Below are 19,691 nucleotides of genomic sequence, written 5' to 3'. Positions count from 1 at the left end.
TGCTTGGGCACGTGCCGAGCCTATCCAGAGGAAATGATGACGGGAAGTTGTGAAGTCATGTTGTCAGGACAAACGCTTGACATGGTGGCAGCGGCGGCACCACCTTGGGGGCCATGCGCATCGGACTCATCGGAACGGGACGTATCGGGGCCTTCCACGCGGGCGTGCTCAGCCGCCACCCGGAAGTGGGGGCGCTCGTGGTCGCCGACGCCGATCCCGGCCGGGCGGCCCAGGTCGCCGAACTCACCGGCGCCACGGCCGCGCCGACCGTCGACGAGGTCTTCGCCTGGGGGGTGGACGCGGTGGTCATCGCCTCGGCGACCTCCGCCCACGCCGAGCTCATCGCCCGCGCCGCCCGCGCGGGCCTGCCCACCTTCTGCGAGAAACCCATCGCCCTCGACCTGGCCGGCACGCTGGGCGCGCTCCGCGAGGTCGAGACGGCCGGAACCCAGCTCCAGCTCGGCTTCATGCGCCGCTTCGACGCGGGCTACCGGGCCGCCCGCGACGCCGTCCACTCCGGGCGCATCGGCCGGCTGCACACGGTCCGGGCCATCACCTCCGACCCGGCCCCGCCGCCCGCCGCCTACCTCCCGCTCTCCGGCGGCCTCTACCGCGACTGCCTGGTCCACGACTTCGACATCCTGCGCTGGGTCACCGGCCGGGAGGTCACCGAGGTGTACGCGACCGGCTCGGACGGCGGCCCCGCGATGTTCCGCGAGGCGGGCGACGTGGACACGGCGGCCGCCCTGCTCACCCTCGACGACGGCACCCTCGCCACGGCCACGGCCACCCGCTGCAACGGCGCTGGTTACGACGTACGGATGGAGCTGGCGGGCGAGCGCGACCAGATCGCGGTGGGCCTGGACGACCGCACGCCCCTCACCTCCACCGAACCGCTCGGCCCGCCCGCGGCCGACAAGCCGTGGCCCGGCTTCCTGGAGCGGTTCGCCCCGGCGTACGAGGCCGAGCTGGACGCCTTCGTCCACCTCGCGCGCGGCGAGCTGGCCAACCCCTGCGACGGCCGCGAGGCCCTCCAGGCGCTGCGCGTCGCCGAGGCGTGCGAGCTGTCCCGGCGCGAGCGCCGCCCGGTGCGGCTGGACGAGGTGCCGTCAGCCCTCTGAGCCCCCGGGCGCCGACAGGACCGTGCCCTGGGCCACCGCGCACAGGGTCTCGGTCCCGTCGCCGGCCACCGTCAGCAGGTCGCAGCGCACCACCGCCTGCCGCCGGCCCGCGTGGACCACGGAGGCGCGGGCCAGCAGCGTGCGGCCGGTGGCGGGGCGGACGTACTGGATGGAGAACCCGGCGGTCAGCACGGCCGGGCCCAGGGCGCTGCCCGCGGCGAAGGTGATCGCGTTGTCGGCGGCGTACGACAGGACCCCGCCGTGCAGGAAGCCGTTCTGCTGGCGCAGGTCGTCGCGGGCGTCCACCTCCAGTACGGCGGCGCCGTCGCCGAAGGCGGTGATGCGGGCGCCGACGAGCCGGCTGAAGGGCTGGCTGTCGAGGACCTCGCGGGCGAGATCCGCATCGAGGTCTTTCATGGCGTCACCACCTGACGGGAAGGCGGCGGACACCGCGTATGAGGAGGCCGGGCATCCAGTCCAGGGGCCCGGCCTCGGGGTCGAGGGAGAGCGTGGGGAAGCGTTCCAGCAGGGAGCGCACCGCGATCCGGCCCTCCAGGCGGGCCAGCGGGGCGCCGAGGCAGTAGTGGATGCCGTGGCCGAAGGCCAGGTGCCCGGCCGTGTCGCGGCGGATGTCGAAACGGTCCGGGTCCGGGAACCTGGCCGGATCGTGATCGCCCGCGGCGAGGCCGACGAGGACGGTGGCGCCCGGCGGGATCACCGTGTCCGCGACCGGCACCGGCTCGCGGGCGAACCGCATCGTGGCCGTCTCGACGGGGCCGTCGTAGCGCAGCATCTCCTCCACCGCCCCGTCGAGCAGGCCGAAGTCGGCGCGGAGGGCGGCCAGTTGGTCCGGGTGGTTCAGCAGGGCCCGGACGCCGTTGGATATGAGGTTGACCGTGGTCTCGTGCCCGGCGATCAGCAACAGGTAGGCCATGGCGCGCAGTTCGGCGGCCGACAGCCGGTCGCCGTCCTCGGCGCGGGTGCGCAGCAGCGCGGAGAGCAGGTCGTCGGCGGGGCCGGCGCACCGCTTGTCCTCGATGAGGTCGTCGAGGTACCGGGCCAGCGCGTGCACGGCGTCGCGCTCGGCCTCCGCGCCCGTCGGCGCGACGACCTCGCTGGACCAGGCGCGGAAGGCGTCCCGGTCACCGGCGGGCACGCCGAGCAGTTCACAGATCACCGTGATGGGCAGCGGGAAGGCGAGCGCGCCCACGAGGTCGGCCCGGCCGTGTGGTGCCATGGCGTCGATCAGCTCGTCCGTGATGCGCTGGACGCGCGGGCGCAGGGCTTCCACGCGCCGCCCGGTGAACTCACCGGCGACGAGCTTGCGCAGCCGGGTGTGGTCGGGCGGGTCGAGCATCAGCATGTGCGGGCCCACGACCTCCTGGTCGAGCAGTTGGAACCCGGCCGTGGCGGGTGACTTGGACAGCCGGGGGTCGGCGAGTGCGGCGCGGGCCTCGGCGTGGCCGACGATGAGCCAGGCCTCGTCGCCGACGGACGTGCGCACATGGTGGACGGGCCCGTCCTCCCGGAGTTTCGCGTAGTACGGGTAGGGGTCGGCGGTGAACTCCTCGCCGTACGCGCTCAGATCGACCGTGTCCATCGGCCCACCTTATGCGTCGTCCTCCCCGTCGAGCAGCCCGGAATCGTGGACCAGCAGCGCGATTTGGACACGGTTGTTGAGGCCGAGCCTGGCGAGGATGCGCGAGACGTGGGTCTTGACGGTCGGCACGCTCATGTAGAGGGAGGCCGCGATCTCGGCGTTGGTGCGGCCCCGGCCGACCGCGAGGGCCACCTCGCGCTCGCGCTCGGCGAGCGTGTCCAGGCGGGCGGTGGCGGCCGTCTGCCGGGTGTTCTCCGTGGCGTGTCCCGCCACATGGGTCATGAGCCGGCGGGTGACGGCCGGGGAGAGGACCGGGTCGCCGGCCGCCACCCGCCGTACGGCGTCGACGATCTCGGCGGGCGGGGTGTCCTTCAGGACGAACCCGGCGGCCCCGGCCCGCAGCGCCCGCAGCACCTGCTCGTCGGCGTGGAACGTGGTGAGGACGACGACGTCGGGGGCGCCGGGGCGGGCGCGGAGCCGTTCGGTGGCGGTGAGGCCGTCCACGTGCGGCATGCGGATGTCCATGAGGACGACGTCGGGCGCGGCCCGGTCCACGAGCGCGGGGACGTCGGCGCCGTCGGCGGCCTCCCCGACGATCTCGATGTCGTCGGCGCCGCCGAGCATGAAGGTGAGTCCCGCGCGGACGAGGGGGTCGTCGTCGACGACGATCAGCCGGATGGTCATGAGGGCCACGGTAGCCAGGCGTGCAGGGCGAACCCGCCGTCGGGCGCGGGTCCGTGGGTGAGGCGGCCGCCGGCGAGGGTGGCGCGTTCGGTCAGCCCGATGAGCCCCTGACCCGACCCGGGTACGTGGGGGACGGGACCGGTGGGGGCGGGGTTGTGGACGCCGACGGTGAGCCCGTCGCCGGGGCGGCCGCGCACGGTGACGGTGACCTCGGTGCCGGGGGCGTGCTTGCGGGCGTTGGTCAGGCCCTCCTGGGCGATGCGGTAGACGGTGCGGCCGGTGGCGGCGGGGACACCGGACGGGTCGGCGATGCCGTTGTCGAGGGTGACCTTCATGCCGGCCCGGCGGGACTCGGCGATCAGTGCGTCGAGGGTGGCGAGGGTGGGCTGGGGGCGGTCGCCGTCCTCACGGTCGCCGGGGGCGCGCAGGACGCCGATGATCTCGCGCAGGTCCTGGAGGGCCTCGTGGGCGCTGTCACGGATGACACCGGCGGCCCGGGCGACCTCGGGCGGGGGCGCGTCGGGCCGGAATTCGAGGGCGCCGGCGTGGACGCTGAGCAGGGTGAGGCGGTGGGCGAGGACGTCGTGCATCTCGCGGGCGATGGCCTCGCGGGCGGCGCGCTGGGCCTGCTCGGCGCGGAGTTCCGCCTCGGCCTCGGCGCGGCGGGCGCGCTCGCGCAGGGCGACGACGAGCCGGCGGCGGGAGCGGACGAGCATGCCCCAGCCGGTGACCAGGAGGACCAGGACGACGCCGATGGCGACCGACGCGAGGGGGTGCAGGGTCGGGTCGGGGCGCACGAACACCTGGGCGGTGCCGCACACCAGCGCCAGGCCGCCGACGTAGGCGAGGCGCCGGAACGGCACCCGTACGGCGACGCCGAAGAGGGCCACCAGGGCGGCGCCGCCGGCGGCCGGTGCCACCGTGCTCAGTACGGACAGGGCAACGGTCAGCCCGACGGGCCACCGGCGGCGCAGCCAGAGCGCACAGCAGGCGGCGGCGCCGAGGAGCTGGTCGCCGAGGACGGCGACTTCGGAGTTGCCGAGCCGGCTGCTCGCGTCGACGGCGAGGAGGCCGACGAACGAGGCGAGGACGAAGGCGGTCGTGTCGACGATCCAGTCGCGTACGGTACGGCGGCGGCGCCGCGCCGGGTGGCCGTCGGGGGCCTCGGAGTCGGCCGATTCGGCCAGGTCCGAGGGCAGCAGCCAGGGGTACTCCGCACGCGTCATGTCGACAAAGCTATGCGGGCACCGGCCGTGGTGGGGCCCCCGGACGGCGGTCCGCTACCAAAGTCGCGCCCGTCTCATACTTCCGGACCCCGCTGCCATCCCGACGCCCGAGGCGGTGGCCGGCCGCCCGCGCCGACGATGGTGGGCATGAAGAAGATCCTCGAAGTCCTCGGCACGCTGGTGCTGGTCGTCGGCGTGTGCGGAGTGCTGCGCGAGCTGACGGGGTGGTTCCGTTTCATGGGCTTCAGCCGGTACCTGACGGAGAACGTGGGCTTCCTGCACGGCCGGGAGGTGTTCGCCAACATCGTGATCGCGGTGCTCGGCTTCGCGATCCTGATGATCTCGGACCGGATGCGGAAGGCGTGAATCCGTCTCTACCACTGCTGGGTGAGCAGGGTCAGGAAGAGCAAGGGGGCCACCTGGAAGAGGGCGGCTCCGCGCGCCCGGCACAGCCACAGCACCACACCGATGCCGGTGGTCAGGGCCGCGCACCCCAGCAGCTCGGCCACCGGCGTCCGGGGAGCCACCCCGTTCTTGCCCGCCGCCCACCCCTCCATGCCGACGGCGAGCCAGGCGTACATCCCGATCAGCACGTTGACGGGCAGCAGGGCGAGGATCAGGCCGACGTTGCGGACAACGGGCCGGGAGGGTGCGTCGGTCATGGGCCCACTGTCGCTCCGGGCCGCCGGCTCGCGGATGAGTATCCGTACCTACCCGCGCATGGGTACCGGCGCGGGTCTCACTCGCCGAGCTCGTACGTGCCGAACTCCGCGGGCCCGGTGGGCCGGTAGGTCTGGATGGTGACGCCGGTGGACGTGGTGCGGTGGCCGGTGAGCTCGAAGGCGGTCGGGGCGCCGCCGTCCGGGAAGAGACGCCGGCCCTTGCCGAGGAAGACCGGGAACACCAGGACGTTCAGCTCGTCGAGCAGGCCGAGCGCGATGAGGCTCTGGGCGAGCCGGGCGCTGCCGTGGACCTGGACCTCGCGGCCGGGCCCCTGCTTGAGGCGGTTGACCTCCTCGGTCAGGTCGCCGCTGATGACGGTGGAGTTGTTCCAGTCGGCCTTGTCGAGGGTCCGGGACACCACGTATTTGGGCAGGCTGTTGAGGCGGCTCGCGATCGGGTCGTTCTCGTCGGTGACCTTGGGCCAGTACGAGGCGAAGATCTCGTACGTCCGCCGGCCGAGCAGGAAGCAGTCCACCCGCTCGAACACCTCGTTCATGAACCGGCCGAAGTCCTCGTCCGCGAACGGGACGCTCCAGCCGCCGTACTCGAACCCGTCGGTGCGGTCCTCGTCGGGGCCGCCCGGGGCCTGCATCACGCCGTCCAGCGTCATGAAGGTGGTGAGGGTCAGCTTGGCCATGGCCGGTGCCTTTCGTTGGGGTGTTTCCCATCGTGTGTCACAGGCTCTGACCGTGCCTCCGCACAGAACTCATCGGTGGACGGGCGCCGGATTCGGCGTCCGTTTCCCGCCGGTACCGGGACCGCCCCTCCGATGTGATTGAGCACGCAACCACTCAGAGGAACGGCTCTGATGAACGGCGTGGAGGGCACCATGAACATGCGCGAGGGCGCACCGGTGCTGTCCTTCCGGTGCGCCCTCGCATACGGGCGGGTGTCGTGCCGCCCGGGTCGTGGTGGCTAGCTCAGCTCGTCGTGGCGGGCGGAGAGGCGCTTGGCGCCCTCGTCCGTCAGCGAGCCGAACAGCCGGAGGCGGGAGATGCCGCCGTCGGGGTAGATGTCGATGCGGACGTGGGTGCCGACGACCGGCTCGGGCAGGACGAACCGGTGGTTGGTGTCCGGCTGGAGGCGGGTGCGGGGCAGGAACTCGGTCCACTCGCCGCCTTCGCCGTCGCGCACGGAGAGGGCGGCCCAGCCGGCGCTGTTGCCCTTGAGGTACGCGGTGTCGATCTCGACGGCGCGGATCGCGGACTGCTCGACGAGCTGGTAGCGGATCCAGTCGTTGCCCTTGTCGCGGCGGCGGCGGGTCTCCCAGCCGTCGTCCATCTTGCGGGAGCGGCCCGGCTGGATGGTGTTGGTGGCCGGCGAGTAGAAGCGGTCGGAGGCGTCCTCGACGCGGCCGCCGTTCTCCAGGGCGACGACGTCGAAGGTGCCCAGCACGCCGAGCCACGCCGGGTCGGGGGCGACCTCGCCGTACACGCGCAGGCGGGCGATGCCGCCGTCGGGGTGCTGCTTGACGCGCAGGTGCGTGAAGCGCCGCTCCACGTCCACGGAGAAACCGTTCGCCGCGTGGCCGCCGATGGCGGTGCGCGGGACGAGCGTCGTCCACTCGACGTCGTCGGCCAGCAGTTGCCCGGGCGACGGGGAGCCGGCCACCGAGGTCGCCTCGATGGAGACGGCCTGCGGGTAGTTGCCGCGGAAGTGGGCGGTGTCGACGACGATGCCGCGTACGACGCCGGGGGCGCCGAGGCGTACCAGCGCCCAGTCGTGGTCGTCGTCCGTGGGGTGGGGCTCGGTGGCGGAGACACCGCGGCGGCGGCGCGTCTCCCAGCCGTCCATGATCTTGCCCTTGTGCCCGAAGTGCTCGGGGTCGAACTCGGCGGGCTCGGGCTTGAGCATGTTCTCGCGCTCGGCGAAGAACTCGTCGTTGGCGGCGATGACGCCCGCGCCGAGGCGGCGGTCGGCGAGGTCGACGAGATCGGTGAAGGGGAAGTCGGCGGTGCGGTAGTCGGCGTAAGGGTCACCGCCGCCGTAGGGGCTGGCGTCGCCGGTGAAGGAGGGTATGACGGTCACGGGGTCACTTGTTCCTTTCGAGCAGCCGGCCGGTCGGCTCGGCCAGGGTGCCGTTGTCGGCGATGCGTACGCCACGCAGCCAGGTGGACTTGACGACGCCGTGCAGGGTCTTGCCCGCGTACGCCGTGACCTGGTTGCGGTGGTGGAGCTCGGCCGGGTCGACGGTGAAGGTCTCGTCGGGGGCGAGGACGGCGAAGTCGGCGTCACGGCCGGGCTCGATGGCGCCCTTGCGGTCCAGGCCGGCGAGGCGGGCCGGGGCGGTGGACATCCAGCGGACGACCTCCTCCAGGGTGCGGCCGCGGCGGCGGGCCTCGGTCCAGATGGCGGGCAGGCCGAGCTGGAGGGAGGAGATGCCGCCCCAGGCGGTGGAGAAGTCGGGGGTCTTGAGGTCGGCGGTGGAGGGCGAGTGGTCGGAGACGATGCAGTCGATCGTCCCGTCGGCCAGCCCCTCCCACAGCGCGTCCTGGTTGGACGCCTCACGGATGGGCGGGCAGCACTTGAACTCCGTCGCGCCGTCCGGGACTTCCTCGGCGGTCAGGGTGAGGAAGTGCGGGCAGGTCTCGACGGTGACGCGGACGCCCTCGCGGCGGGCGGCGGCGATCATCGGCAGCGCGTCGCTGGAGGACAGGTGCAGCACGTGCACGCGCGCGTCGAGGCGCCTGGCCTGGTTGATGAGGTTCTCGATGGCGGTGTTCTCGGCGTCGCGCGGCCGGGAGGCGAGGAAGTCGGCGTACTTCGGGGAGCTCTTCTGCGGGGCGGCGGCGAGGTGGTGCGGGTCCTCGGCGTGCACGATCATCAGGCCGCCGAAGCCGGCGATCTCGGCGAGCGAGGCGGCGAGCTGCTCCTGGTCGAGCTGCGGGAACTCGTCCACGCCGGAGGGCGACAGGAAGCACTTGAAGCCGTAGACGCCGGCGTCGTGCAGCGGACGGAGGTCCTTGACGTTGTCGGGCAGGGCGCCGCCCCAGAAACCGACGTCGATGTGCGCCTTGGGCCGGGCCACGCCCTGCTTGACGCGCAGGTTCTCGACCGTCGTCGTCGGGGGCAGGGAGTTGAGCGGCATGTCGATGAGGGTGGTGATGCCGCCCGCCGCGGCCGCGCGGGTGGCCGTCCAGAAGCCCTCCCACTCGGTGCGGCCGGGGTCGTTCACATGGACGTGCGTGTCGACCAGGCCGGGGAGGACGACGTGGTCGCCGACGTCCTCCAGCCGGGCGCCGGCGGGCACCTCGGCGTCGTGGGGCAGCACCGCCGCGATCGTGCCGCCGGCCACGGCGACCGAGGCCGACCGGGTGCCCTCGGGGGTGATGACGCGCGTCGAGCGCAGTACCAGAGTCACGTTCGCGTCCACGTCCATGCCCTGTTCCACGTTGCCGTTCAGCTCCACGTTCCCGTCCACATCGCCTTCCACATCGCCGGCCGGAATCTCGTTTTTCAACGAACTGTTGAAGAAGTCTTCACTCCGGACCCGACATCGTCAAGAGTCCCCCGGGTCGCCGCCGGGTGGCGAGCGGACGGCTTGGATGTTTCCATGAAGTGGAAAGCTAATTTCATCTGGGAGAACGTAGCTACCCACATGAGGAGCACGCGCAGACCTCCGCGGCACACCGAGGACACCCGGACAAACAGCGCCTGACCGGCGAAGACGCCCCACTGCGGGCGATGTGCCCGGCGGAACGGCCCGGTAGGCTGCTGACTTGCCCATCCGCCTCGAAAGGACCGTTGACGTGCCGACGTCCAGCGCCAGCACCACCGACGCCGCCAAGCCCGCCGCCGCGACCGGCGGTGTCCAGTCCCTGGAGCGTGCCTTCGACCTTCTGGAGCGGATGGCCGACGCCGGGGGCGAGGTCGGGCTGAGCGAGCTCTCCTCCAGCAGCGGGCTGCCGCTGCCCACCATCCACCGCCTGATGCGCACGCTGGTCGCCTGCGGGTACGTACGCCAGCAGCCCAACCGCCGCTACGCGCTCGGCCCCCGCCTGATCCGCCTCGGCGAGTCCGCCGCCCGCCTCCTCGGCACCTGGGCGCGCCCCTACCTCGCCCGGCTGGTCGAGGAGACCGGCGAGACCGCGAACATGGCGCTGCTCGACGGCGACGAGATCGTGTACGTGGCGCAGGTGCCGTCCAAGCACTCGATGCGCATGTTCACCGAGGTCGGCCGGCGCGTGCTGCCGCACTCCACCGGCGTGGGCAAGGCGCTGCTGGCGCACACCCCGCCGGAGGAGGTACGGGCACTGCTCGCCCGCACCGGCATGCCCGCCGCGACCGAGAAGACCATCACCACGCCCGAGGGCTTCCTCAACGCCCTGGAGCAGGTCCGCACGGCCGGGTACGCGATCGACGACAGCGAGCAGGAGATCGGGGTGCGATGCATCGCGGTCTCGGTGCCCGACTCCCCCACCGCCGCCGCCATCTCCATCTCGGGCCCGGCCGGCCGGGTCACGGAGGCGGCGACGGAGCGGATCGTGCCGATCCTCCAGGGCATCGCCAAGGAGCTGTCCACGGCCCTGGCGAACCCCGCCAACAACGGCCAGGCCTGACGTCAGCCGCACACCGGCGGCGGGCCCGCCGACAGCCTTCCGTCCTGGACGGTGACCGTCCGGTCGGCGCGGTCGAGATGGGCCCGGTCGTGCGTGACCACCACCGTCGCCGTCCCGCGCTCACGGGTCAGCGCGACCAGCAGGTCGAGGACCGCCGCTCCCCGTTCGTGGTCCAGCGCGCTCGTCGGTTCGTCGACCAGGAGCACGGCCGGGTCGTTCATCAGCGCCCGGGCGATGTTCACGCGCTGGCGCTGGCCGCCGGAGAGCTGGTGCGGACGCCGCGCGGCCAGGTCGGCCAGGCCCACCGCGTCCAGGAGTTCCAGGGCCCGCCGCTCGCGGTGCTCGCGGCCTGACAGGTGGGCCATCACCCGGAGCTGCTCGGCGGCGGTCAGCGACGGCAGCAGGTTCGGCTGCTGGAAGACGATCCCGACGTGCTCGCGCCGCAGCGCCGCCTTCCCGGCCCGGTCGAGCGTGCCGGTGTCCGTACCGGCCACGACCACCCGTCCCCGGTCGGGCGTCACCAGCGTCGCCGCGACCGCGAGCAGGCTGGACTTGCCCGAGCCGGACGGCCCGACGACCACCGTGACACTGCCCGGGGGCACGTCCAGACGGACCGCGTCCAGGGCGGTCAGGCGCCCGTCGCCGTCGGGGTACGTCAGCGTCACGTCGTCGAGGTGCAGGCTCATCGGGCGCTCCCGAGCGCGGTGAGGGGGTCGACGGCGGCGATCCGCCGGATGGACAGGGCCGCGCCGAGCAGCCCGAGTGCGACCGTCACGGCCGCCGGGCCGAGGACGGTGAGCGGTTCGAGTACGAAGGGCACGTCGCCCCGGCCCACGAGCGCGCCGATGCCCGCCGCGAGCCCGGTGCCGATCAGCGTCCCGGCGCCCAGCACGACCACCGCCTGGCCCAGGGCGTCCTTCAGCAGGTACGGGGTGGACGCCCCGAGCGCCTTCAGCACCGCCACGTCGCCGCCGCGCTGGATCGTCCACACCGTGAAGAACGCCCCGATGACGAGCGCCGAGATCACGAAGAGGAAGCCGCGCATGAGCTGGAGCGAGCCGTTCTCGGCCCGGTAGGACCCGATGGCGCCGAGCGCCTCGTCGACGGTCGTGCTGCGCGTACCGGCGGCCTCGTCGCCCGCCGCTACGTCGATCCCGCCGCCCCGCAGCGCCACGACCGTCGCCCCCGTGTGCCCGAGGGCCCGCCAGTCGTCCAGGGACGTCCACACCACCGGCGTGTGGCTGTACGAGGCGTCGCCCGCGACCGCCGCCACCGTGACGTCGTTCCGGGAGCCGAGCCGTATCCGGTCCCCGGCGCCGACGCCCAGTTCCTCCGCGGCGGACACCGACAGGACCGCCTTCCCCGGGCCGAGCCGCCCGCTCTCCGGGGCGAGCCCGGCATCCGGCTCGGTGCCGAAGACGGAGACCGCGACCGTACCGGTACGGCCGTCGCCCGCGTCACCGGTACGGCGGTCGCCCGTGGCCGCGGTGCCGCCAGCGGCCGCGTTCAGGGTGCTGATGCCGACCGGTTCGGCGGCGGTCACGCCGGGCTGCCGGGCCCAGGTACGCCAGGCGCTCTCCGGCACGGACGAGTCCGAGAAGGACACGTCCCGGCCGGCGGGCGGGGCGGCGAAGGCCAGCCGGTCGGCGGGCAGGGCGGTGATCGCCGAGACGTTCTCCCGCGCGAGCCCGGCCATCAGCCCGGACAGCAGGCCGACGAGCAGGGTGATCAGCACGATCACCGTGCCCATCAGCGTGAATCGCCCCTTGGCGAAACGTAGGTCTCTCCATGCCACGAACATGCGGCCAGCCTGCCGACGGGCGGCCGGCACGGGCATCGCGCGCCGGACGGGCCCCTCATCAAACTTTCGGTTGAGGGCGCAGCCGCCCGGCCCGCCTACGCTGGACGGGTCATGGATCCCCGTACGCTCACCCCCGCCCTGCGCGTCCTGCGCGTCTGTCTGCACCTGCTCATGGCGGGGCTGCTGCTCCTGGCCGCGCTCCGGGACCCGGCCCCGGCCGCCGTCGCCGCGGCGGCCGCGACGGGGGCGGTGTACGCGGTGGGTTCGGCCCTCCGCGCCGTACGGGACTCCCGGTCCGCCGCCGCCCTGTGGCTGGGCACCTTGTCCGCGGCGTGGCTCGTGCTGCTGGCCGTGACGCCCGACGGGCTGTGGGTGGCCTTCCCGCTGTACTTCCTGCACCTGCACCTGCTGCCCGCGCGCTGGTCGCTGCCGGCCGTCGCCGCCACCGCGGGCGCGGCGATCATGTCGTACGTGCGCCATGGCGCACCGCTCAACCCCGGCGCGGTCATCGGGCCGCTGCTGGGCGCGGCCGTCGCCGTGGCGACCGTACTCGGCTACCAGGCGCTGTACCGGGAGAGCGAGCGGCACCGGCGGCTGGTCGAGGAACTGACGTCGACGCGGGCGGAGCTGGCCGCCGCCGAACGGCACGCGGGCACGCTGGCCGAGCGGGAGCGCCTGGCGCGGGAGATCCACGACACGCTGGCGCAGGGCCTGTCGTCGATCCAACTGCTGCTGAGGGCCGCCGAGCGCGCCCTGCCGGACGGCAACCCGGTGGCGGCCGGGCACATCGAGCGGGCGCGGCGGACGGCCCAGGACAACCTGGCGGAGGCGCGGCGTTTCGTACGGGCGCTGGCGCCGGCCGACCTGGAGCGGGGTTCGCTGGCGGCGGCACTGGAGCGGCTGTGCGACGACCCCGGCGGGCCGGGGCCGCGTGTGCGGTTCTCGCTGAGCGGTACGCCGGTCCCGCTGCCGACGCCGTACGAGGTGGCGCTGCTGCGGATCGCCCAGTCCGCGCTGGCCAACACGGTGCGGCACGCGGGCGCGGGGCGCGCCGAGATCACGCTCACCTTCATGGACGCGTCCGTCACGCTGGACGTGGTGGACGACGGCAAGGGCTTCGATCCGCACGTCTGGACGCCTTCCCCGGGTGACGGTTTCGGGCTCCAGGCGATGCGCTCGCGGGCCCAGTCGCTGGGCGGGACGTTCACCGTCGAGTCGTCGCCCGGCCAGGGCACGGCCGTCGCGGTGGCGCTGCCGCTGCCCGGGGAGGGGGCCGTATGACCATCCGTCTGCTGCTCGCCGACGACCACCCCGTGGTCCGCGCGGGGCTGCGCGCCGTCCTGGACACGGAGCCGGACTTCACGGTGGTCGCGGAGGCCGCCACGGCGGAGCGTGCGGTGGAGCTGGCCCACGGCGTGGACGTGGTCCTGATGGACCTCCAGTTCGGCGGCGGCATGCACGGCTCGGCGGCGACGGCCGCGATCACCGCCCGCGACGGGGCGCCTCGGGTCCTGGTGCTGACGACGTACGACACGGACGCCGACATCCTGGCGGCCGTCGAGGCGGGGGCGAGCGGCTATCTGCTCAAGGACGCGCCGCCGGAGGAACTGGCGGCGGCGGTCCGCACGGCGGCGGCCGGCCGGTCCGCGCTCGCCCCGGCCGTCGCGCACCGCCTGATGGACCGGATGCGGGCACCGGCCCAGGCCCTGACCAAGCGGGAGCTGGAGGTGCTCCAGTTGGTCGGCGAGGGCCTGTCCAACCTCCAGATCAGCAAGCGGCTGTTCCTCAGCCAGGCCACGGTGAAGTCGCACCTGGTCCATGTCTTCGCCAAGCTGGGCGTCGACTCGCGGACGGCGGCGGTGGCGGCGGCCACCGCCCGCCGCCTGATTCGCCGTTAGGTCCTGGCCAGGCCCTTCGGTGCGGTTACGTTATTTGGTGCGGTTCGCCGAACAGCTCCACCGCGTGGCGTACGTCGGTGAGCGCGCCGCCGAGGGCGCTCACCGAACCGACCGCTCCCGCGATGAGCAGCAGCGACCGGCGCAGCCGGCGCACCTCGGGCACGCCGGTGAGGGTCATCGCGGCGAGCGCGGCCAGTTCGTCCTCGGCGATGCCCCGGTCGGCGAAGTCGGCCGGGTGGCCGGCGAGTTCCCGGCGGAGGCGGGAGACGGCGGCGCGCAGCTCCGTCACCCTCGGGTCCTCGCCGCTCTCGGCCACGCGCCTCTGTCCCATGCTTCGCAACAAAAGCTCTCCCGCCCCTTGCACGCACTACGTTGTGCGCCCGTCCCTGTACTTAACGCCATGACGGGCCGGGAGCGCCACTCCTCTGACGAAAACTCAGGAGGTGGCTTCCGGGACGATCGCGTTGCGCCACACGGTCACGTCGAGCGTGACGTAGTGACTGGGATCGGATTCGGGCGACTTCCCCTGGTACGTCACCAGGCCGACGTGCCCCCCATTGGTCAGAACACACAACTGGGACCCCTTGGACAGGGTGTCGAGGTCGACCCGGTCGGCATAGCGGGTCTCGGTGCGGCAGGTCTCCAGGTCGCCCTTCTGTCCGGTGCGCAGCAGGATGAGCCGCCCGTCCTCGACGTAGATCTTCTCCAGGCTCCAGTCGTAGGCGACGTCCACGTTGGCGTTGTCGCCGAGCGGCTTGACGGGGTCGTCGCCGAGCGTCAGGTGGTAGCCGTCCGTGAGGTCGATGCCCTGGTAGACGGCGGGCGTCGGGTCGGCGACCGGCTCCGGGGGCTTCGGGGAGGAGGACGTGGGCGCGGGGTCGGTCGCGTCCCCCGCGCCGTCCACGGGGGTCTGGTCCTGGGGCGTGGGGTCGCTCTTGGCCTGGTCGCCGCTCTGCGCCTGGCCACCGCCCTTGTTGTCGTCGCGCGACATCAGGGCGTACACCCCGCCACCGGCGAGGCCGGCGACGACGAGCAGGGCGGTGAGGGCGAGCAGGACGTTCCGCTTGGTCTTCTTGCGGGGCGCGGCGGGGGCGGCGACCGGGGTGGGGGCGGTGACCGGCGCCGGTCCGGTGTACGGGGGCGGGGTGGGGTGCGCCTGCGGGTAGCCGTACGCGGGGGCGGGGGCGGGCGGTTGGGCCTGCGGATGCTGGTGCGGCTGCTGGTGCTGGTGGGCTTGCTCGTTCTGCTGAGGCTGCGGGGTCGGCTGCGGCTGGGTGGGCGGCGGGCCGAAGCCGGGCGGCGGGGTCGCCGGGGCCGCCGGGGCGGTCGGGGGGTGCGGTGCCGGGGCGGGCGGCGGCGTCGCGGGGGCGGCGGGCGCGGCCGGGGGCTGGGCCGGGGGCGGGGGCGTGGTGGCCGCCGCCGGGGCGGGCGCGGCCGCGCGGGTGGTGATGTCCGCGGCGACGGCGCCGGGCAGCCACTCCTCCGGGCGGCGCAGCGCGGTCTGGTCGCTGGCGGCCTGGCACAGGGCGAGGATGTCGGCGACGGACGGGCGCCCGGCCGGGTCCTTGGTCAGGCAGCGGGTCACCAACTCGTGAAGCTGCTCCGGGAGTCCGTCGAGCTGCGGCTCCTCGTGGACGATCCGGTACAGCACGCCGTGCGAGGTGCCCTCACCGAAGGCCGGGCTGCCGATGGCCGCGTACGCCGCGACCTGGCCGAGCGCGAAGATGTCGGTGGCCGCGGTGACCGTCCGGCCCGCCGCCTGCTCGGGTGACATGAAGGACGGGGTGCCGATGGTGACCCCGCTGCCGGTCAGGGAGGTGGCGTCGGCTGCGCGCGCGATGCCGAAGTCGATCACACGCGGCCCGTCGGCGGCGAGGAGGACGTTCGCGGGCTTGAGGTCGCGGTGCACGATGCCCGCGCCGTGGATGACCTGGAGCGCCTCGGCGATCCCGGCGACCAGCAGCAGGACCGTGTCGACGGGCAGCCTGCCGTGGGTCTGCACCGCGTCGGCGAGGGAGGGGCCGGGGACGTACGCCGTGGCCAGCCAGGGCTGCCGGGCGTCGGTGTCGGCGTCGATGACGGGCGCGGTGTACAGGCCCTGGACGCGCTGGGCGGACTTCACCTCCTGCGCGAACCGGCGCCGGAACTCGGCGTCTTCGGCGAAGTCGGGCCGGATCACCTTGATGGCGACCGGCCGGCCGCCCGGGGTGTACGACAGGTACACCTTGCCCATGCCGCCGGCGCCGAGCCGGGCGGCGAGCCGGTAACCGGCCACGGATCGCGGATCGTCGTCCTCCAACGGCTGGAAGACCGTTCCCTGGCGCGCCGGACCACCACTCATCAACCCATGTCCCCCGTAACGAACTTCGTTCTGACCTGCCTGCCGGACGCACCTTATCCAAGGCGGAGGCCCGTCTTCACCCGCGCACAGGCGCACGCGCATGCGGTATGCACTCCACATGGGACATACGACAACAGACGGACCACGAATCGCCGGACTTCTTCTCGCGGCCGGCGGCGGACGGCGCCTGGGCGGGCGCCCGAAGGCCCTCTTGGAGCACCGTGGCCGCCCTCTGGTCGAGCACGCGGTGGGCGTGCTGCGCGCGGGCGGCTGCGACGTGGTGCACGTGGTGCTGGGCGCCGCCGCCGGTGCCGTACGGGAACGGGCCTCGCTGCCCGGCTGCGTCCTGGTCGACAACCCGGACTGGGAGGGGGGCATGGGGTCGTCGCTGCGCGTGGGCCTGGCGTCGCTGGAGGCCTCGGGCGCCGACGCGGCCGTGGTGTCGCTGGTGGACCAGCCGGGGATCGGCCCGGAGGCGGTGCGCCGGGTGGCCGCCGCGTACCGCTCCCGCGACGCGCTGGCGGCCGCCGCGTACGACGGGAGGCGCGGCCACCCGGTGCTGCTCGGGGCGGACCGCTGGGCGGACGTCGGGGCGAGTGCGGAGGGGGACCGGGGGGCACGCGCGTACCTGGGGGAGCACGAGGCGGCGATCGTTCTCGTGGAGTGCGGGGACGTGGCGGAGCCGTACGACATCGACACGGTGGAGGACCTGGCACACCTGGAGTAAACGAGATGGCACTCAGAGCCATGTTGTGTCGACCCTGAGAATCTCGACATCAACAAACCATTGAACTTCCACTATGAGGAAACTAGTATCCACTGTTCAGAAGCACCCGTTCGTAAGAAGGCGCCCGTGACCGTATCTCGGCTCCGACGGCACTCAGTGCCGCGCGCGTATGCCCGGCGGCCGCTGCTGCACGGCGCCGTGCCACAGTCCCCGCTGAAGGAAGTGACAGCTCATGTCCGCACCAGCGCCGTCCCCGCTGGCCATCGTCGAAGCCGAGCCCCTGCCCCGGCAGGACGAGGTCCTCACCGATGCGGCCCTGGCCTTCGTGGCCGAGCTGCACCGGCGCTTCACGCCGCGGCGTGACGAGCTCCTCGCCCGCCGCGCCGAGCGCCGCGCCGAGATCGCCCGCACCAGCACCCTCGACTTCCTCCCGGAGACCGCACAGCTCCGGGAGGACGAGAGCTGGAAGGTCGCGCCGGCCCCGGCCGCGCTGAACGACCGCCGCGTCGAGATCACCGGCCCGACCGACCGCAAGATGACCATCAACGCCCTGAACTCGGGCGCCAAGGTCTGGCTCGCAGACTTCGAAGACGCGTCCGCCCCCACCTGGGAGAACGTCGTCCTCGGCCAGCTCAACCTGATCGACGCCTACGAGCGGAAGATCGACTTCACCGACCCGCGCACGGGCAAGTCGTACGCCCTCAAGCCCGCCTCCGAGCTGGCGACGGTCGTCATGCGCCCGCGCGGCTGGCACCTGGAGGAGCGGCACCTGCGCTTCGACGGCCGCCCGGTCCCCGGCGCCCTGGTCGACTTCGGCCTGTACTTCTTCCACAACGCGCAGCGCCTCATCGACCTCGGCAAGGGCCCGTACTTCTACCTCCCGAAGACGGAGTCGCACCTGGAGGCCCGCCTCTGGAACGACATCTTCGTCTTCGCCCAGGACTACGTCGGCATCCCGCAGGGCACCGTCCGCGCGACCGTCCTGATCGAGACGATCACGGCGGCGTACGAGATGGAGGAGATCCTCTACGAGCTGCGCGACCACGCCTCCGGCCTGAACGCCGGCCGCTGGGACTACCTGTTCTCGATCGTCAAGAACTTCCGTGACGGCGGCCAGAAGTTCGTCCTGCCCGACCGCAACGCGGTGACCATGACCGCTCCCTTCATGCGGGCCTACACCGAACTCCTCGTCCGCACCTGCCACAAGCGGGGCGCGCACGCGATCGGCGGCATGGCGGCGTTCATCCCGTCCCGCAAGGACCCCGAGGTCAACAAGGTCGCCTTCGAGAAGGTCAAGGCCGACAAGGACCGCGAGGCGAACGACGGCTTCGACGGCTCCTGGGTCGCCCACCCCGACCTCGTCCCGATCGCCATGGCCTCCTTCGACGCCGTGCTGGGCGACAAGCCCAACCAGAAGGACCGCCTCCGCGAGGACGTCTCGGTGGCCCCCGGCGACCTGATCGCCATCGACTCGCTCGACGCGAGGCCGACGTACGAGGGCCTCCGCAACGCCGTCCAGGTCGGCATCCGCTACATCGAGGCCTGGCTGCGCGGCCTGGGCGCCGTGGCGATCTTCAACCTGATGGAGGACGCGGCCACCGCCGAGATCTCGCGCTCCCAGATCTGGCAGTGGATCAACGCGGGCGTCGTCTTCGAGAACGGCGAGCAGGCCACCCCGGAGCTGGCCCGCGAGGTCGCGGCCGAGGAACTGGCCGCGATCCGCGCGGAGATCGGCGACGAGGCCTTCGCGGCGGGCAAGTGGCAGCAGGCCCACGACCTGCTCCTGAAGGTCTCGCTCGACGAGAACTACGCGGACTTCCTCACCCTCCCCGCGTACGAGCAGCTCGTCGGCTGACACCTGTCCCGTGACACTCCGCCCCCTGGCGCCGCACAGAGCCAGGGGGCGGAGCCGTCTCTCAGACGACCACGACCGTGCGCTGCGCGGAGAAGTCCCCCCAGGTTCCGTCCGGGAGCCTGGCGCGGAGCTTGACGCTGTAGCGGGTGCCCGGCTTGTCGGTGACGGTGAAGGTGTAGCCGACCTCTCCCGGGGGCGGCTGGGCGCCCCAGACGATGGTGGTGGCGAGGGTGCCGTTGAGGAAGAGCTGGTGTTCCCTGACCGGGGCGCCGGTGTCGGGCGGGGTCCAGGCGAGGACGACACTGCCCTTGCGGGCCGTCGCCTTGAGGCCGGTGGGGGCCGTGCTGGGGCCGGAGCCGGGGTCGGAGGCGGTCGTGAGGTCGACCGGCGGGCTGTCGGGTGACAAGTTGTCCGCGGCGTCACGGGCGCGGACGGTGAACGTGTAGACCGTGCCCGGCCGCAGGTTGGTCACGCGGGCGCCGGTCGCCGTACCGGGGACGCTGTGGACGCGCGAGTCGGCCTGGTAGATGTCGTACGCGGTGACGCCGACGGCGTCGGTGGCGCGCCGCCAGGTGAGGGTGACCGCCCGGCCGCCCTCGACGGTGCCGCGCAGAGCCGTCGGCCGGGTGGGGGGCGTGTCGTCGTCCGGCGTGGCCGGGGGCGTGGTGACCGGTACGGCGGCGCTGGGGGCGGACAGGTTCCCGGCGGCGTCGCGGGCGCGGACGGTGAAGCTGTAGGCGGTCGAGGGCGCGAGCGGTTCGATGTCGACCATGGTCCGTCCGCCCTCCACGGTCCGGACCTTCCGGCCCTTCTGGAACACCTCGTACCCGGCGACCGAACGGTCGTCGGTGGCCCGCTCCCACATGACGTGCACGGACGTGGCACTGCCCGCCTGCGCGGTCACCCCGGTGGGTGCGGAGGGCGGCTCGGTGTCCTCGTCGCCGCCCGCGCAGCCGGTGAGCACGAGGACGAAGGAGAGAGCGGACACGAACATGGTGGGGGAGCGTCGCACGCCCGGACCTCCGCGCCTGACGGGGATTGGTCCAGACCTGTATCGCACATTCGCGGGGCGGCTTCAAGAGGCCGGTGGCGGCGACGAGTTGCCAGTGCGCCGGGGCAACACCCCGCGGTAATCGGCGTGAACGGACACCGGGCC

General features: G+C 73.2%; 20 protein-coding genes. 7 read left to right on the top strand and 13 right to left on the bottom strand.

Annotated elements, in window-relative coordinates; all coding sequences use genetic code 11:
• Window positions 1-113: 113 nt before the first annotated feature.
• A complete protein-coding gene (locus AB0J57_RS27125; RefSeq protein ID WP_366130906.1) occupies window positions 114-1,121 on the top strand; it encodes a Gfo/Idh/MocA family oxidoreductase in 1,008 nt (335 codons plus the stop codon).
• On the opposite strand, the gene AB0J57_RS27120 is transcribed toward AB0J57_RS27125, so the two are convergent.
• Genes AB0J57_RS27120 through AB0J57_RS27105 form a run of 4 tightly spaced genes read right to left on the bottom strand, consistent with a single transcriptional unit; the run spans window position 1,110 to window position 4,631 of the window.
• Window positions 1,110-1,538, bottom strand: coding sequence for a PaaI family thioesterase (locus AB0J57_RS27120; RefSeq protein ID WP_366130905.1), 429 nt, complete (start codon window positions 1,536-1,538; stop codon window positions 1,110-1,112). The two genes, AB0J57_RS27125 and AB0J57_RS27120, sit on opposite strands and share 12 nt — an antisense overlap.
• Before the next feature lie 4 nt (window positions 1,539-1,542).
• A complete protein-coding gene (locus AB0J57_RS27115) occupies window positions 1,543-2,721 on the bottom strand; it encodes a cytochrome P450 (protein WP_366130904.1) in 1,179 nt (392 codons plus the stop codon).
• A 9-nt stretch (window positions 2,722-2,730) separates the two neighbouring features.
• Window positions 2,731-3,405: a response regulator transcription factor gene (locus AB0J57_RS27110; protein ID WP_366130903.1), complete on the bottom strand. Its 675-nt coding sequence runs from the start codon at window positions 3,403-3,405 to the stop codon at window positions 2,731-2,733.
• Window positions 3,402-4,631 (bottom strand): histidine kinase, encoded by a 1,230-nt coding sequence (locus AB0J57_RS27105; protein ID WP_366130902.1) that lies wholly within the window; start codon window positions 4,629-4,631, stop codon window positions 3,402-3,404. Before AB0J57_RS27105 ends, AB0J57_RS27110 begins: the two co-directional genes overlap by 4 nt.
• Before the next feature lie 147 nt (window positions 4,632-4,778).
• Between AB0J57_RS27105 and AB0J57_RS27100 the strand changes: the two genes are divergently transcribed.
• Entirely contained in the window at window positions 4,779-4,997 is a 219-nt protein-coding gene (locus tag AB0J57_RS27100) for a hypothetical protein (RefSeq protein WP_366130901.1), read from the top strand.
• A gap of 8 nt (window positions 4,998-5,005) precedes the next feature.
• Here AB0J57_RS27100 and AB0J57_RS27095 read toward each other — a convergent pair whose 3' ends face one another.
• The 4 genes from AB0J57_RS27095 to allB all read right to left on the bottom strand — a co-directional run bounded on the left by AB0J57_RS27095 (window position 5,006) and on the right by allB (window position 8,733).
• Window positions 5,006-5,293, bottom strand: a complete 288-nt coding sequence (locus AB0J57_RS27095; RefSeq protein ID WP_366130900.1) for a hypothetical protein — start codon at window positions 5,291-5,293, stop codon at window positions 5,006-5,008.
• Between the two features lie 77 nt (window positions 5,294-5,370).
• Window positions 5,371-5,991, bottom strand: coding sequence for a dihydrofolate reductase family protein (locus AB0J57_RS27090; RefSeq protein ID WP_366130899.1), 621 nt, complete (start codon window positions 5,989-5,991; stop codon window positions 5,371-5,373).
• Window positions 5,992-6,269: 278 nt separating this feature from the next.
• A complete protein-coding gene (alc, locus tag AB0J57_RS27085; protein WP_366130898.1) occupies window positions 6,270-7,382 on the bottom strand; it encodes an allantoicase in 1,113 nt (370 codons plus the stop codon).
• Between the two features lie 4 nt (window positions 7,383-7,386).
• On the bottom strand, window positions 7,387-8,733 hold the full coding sequence (gene allB, locus AB0J57_RS27080; protein ID WP_366131079.1) for an allantoinase AllB: 1,347 nt from the start codon (window positions 8,731-8,733) through the stop codon (window positions 7,387-7,389).
• A gap of 370 nt (window positions 8,734-9,103) precedes the next feature.
• Here allB and AB0J57_RS27075 point away from each other — a divergent pair, with 370 nt between their 5' ends.
• Window positions 9,104-9,913, top strand: coding sequence for an IclR family transcriptional regulator (locus tag AB0J57_RS27075; RefSeq protein WP_366130897.1), 810 nt, complete (start codon window positions 9,104-9,106; stop codon window positions 9,911-9,913).
• Between the two features lie 2 nt (window positions 9,914-9,915).
• Here AB0J57_RS27075 and AB0J57_RS27070 read toward each other — a convergent pair whose 3' ends face one another.
• Together AB0J57_RS27070 and AB0J57_RS27065 are read right to left on the bottom strand one after the other, a co-directional pair.
• Window positions 9,916-10,599, bottom strand: coding sequence for an ABC transporter ATP-binding protein (locus tag AB0J57_RS27070; protein WP_366130896.1), 684 nt, complete (start codon window positions 10,597-10,599; stop codon window positions 9,916-9,918).
• Window positions 10,596-11,714, bottom strand: a complete 1,119-nt coding sequence (locus tag AB0J57_RS27065; protein ID WP_366130895.1) for an ABC transporter permease — start codon at window positions 11,712-11,714, stop codon at window positions 10,596-10,598. Before AB0J57_RS27065 ends, AB0J57_RS27070 begins: the two co-directional genes overlap by 4 nt.
• Window positions 11,715-11,825: 111 nt before the next feature.
• Here AB0J57_RS27065 and AB0J57_RS27060 point away from each other — a divergent pair, with 111 nt between their 5' ends.
• Both AB0J57_RS27060 and AB0J57_RS27055 read left to right on the top strand, forming a co-directional pair.
• A complete protein-coding gene (locus tag AB0J57_RS27060) occupies window positions 11,826-12,995 on the top strand; it encodes a sensor histidine kinase (RefSeq protein ID WP_366130894.1) in 1,170 nt (389 codons plus the stop codon).
• A complete protein-coding gene (locus tag AB0J57_RS27055) occupies window positions 12,992-13,612 on the top strand; it encodes a response regulator transcription factor (RefSeq protein WP_366130893.1) in 621 nt (206 codons plus the stop codon). Before AB0J57_RS27060 ends, AB0J57_RS27055 begins: the two co-directional genes overlap by 4 nt.
• 25 nt (window positions 13,613-13,637) lie before the next feature.
• Here AB0J57_RS27055 and AB0J57_RS27050 read toward each other — a convergent pair whose 3' ends face one another.
• Both AB0J57_RS27050 and AB0J57_RS27045 read right to left on the bottom strand, forming a co-directional pair.
• Entirely contained in the window at window positions 13,638-13,955 is a 318-nt protein-coding gene (locus AB0J57_RS27050; protein WP_366130892.1) for a DUF5955 family protein, read from the bottom strand.
• A gap of 93 nt (window positions 13,956-14,048) precedes the next feature.
• Window positions 14,049-15,953, bottom strand: a complete 1,905-nt coding sequence (locus AB0J57_RS27045) for a serine/threonine-protein kinase (protein WP_366130891.1) — start codon at window positions 15,951-15,953, stop codon at window positions 14,049-14,051.
• 118 nt (window positions 15,954-16,071) lie between these two features.
• Here AB0J57_RS27045 and AB0J57_RS27040 point away from each other — a divergent pair, with 118 nt between their 5' ends.
• Window positions 16,072-16,680 (top strand): nucleotidyltransferase family protein, encoded by a 609-nt coding sequence (locus AB0J57_RS27040; RefSeq protein WP_366130890.1) that lies wholly within the window; start codon window positions 16,072-16,074, stop codon window positions 16,678-16,680.
• Between the two features lie 232 nt (window positions 16,681-16,912).
• The gene (gene aceB / locus AB0J57_RS27035; protein WP_366130889.1) at window positions 16,913-18,535 is read left to right on the top strand and encodes a malate synthase A; all 1,623 of its coding nucleotides are present in this window, start codon (window positions 16,913-16,915) and stop codon (window positions 18,533-18,535) included.
• Between the two features lie 61 nt (window positions 18,536-18,596).
• On the opposite strand, the gene AB0J57_RS27030 is transcribed toward aceB, so the two are convergent.
• Window positions 18,597-19,529, bottom strand: coding sequence for a fibronectin type III domain-containing protein (locus AB0J57_RS27030; RefSeq protein WP_366130888.1), 933 nt, complete (start codon window positions 19,527-19,529; stop codon window positions 18,597-18,599).
• Between the last annotated feature and the right edge of the window lie 162 nt (window positions 19,530-19,691).

It is taken from the genome of Streptomyces sp. NPDC049837 (genome assembly GCF_040674455.1).
Classification (GTDB): domain Bacteria; phylum Actinomycetota; class Actinomycetes; order Streptomycetales; family Streptomycetaceae; genus Streptomyces.
The sequence above is the reverse complement of the archived record's forward strand: the minus strand, read 5'-3'. Positions and strand labels throughout refer to the sequence as shown.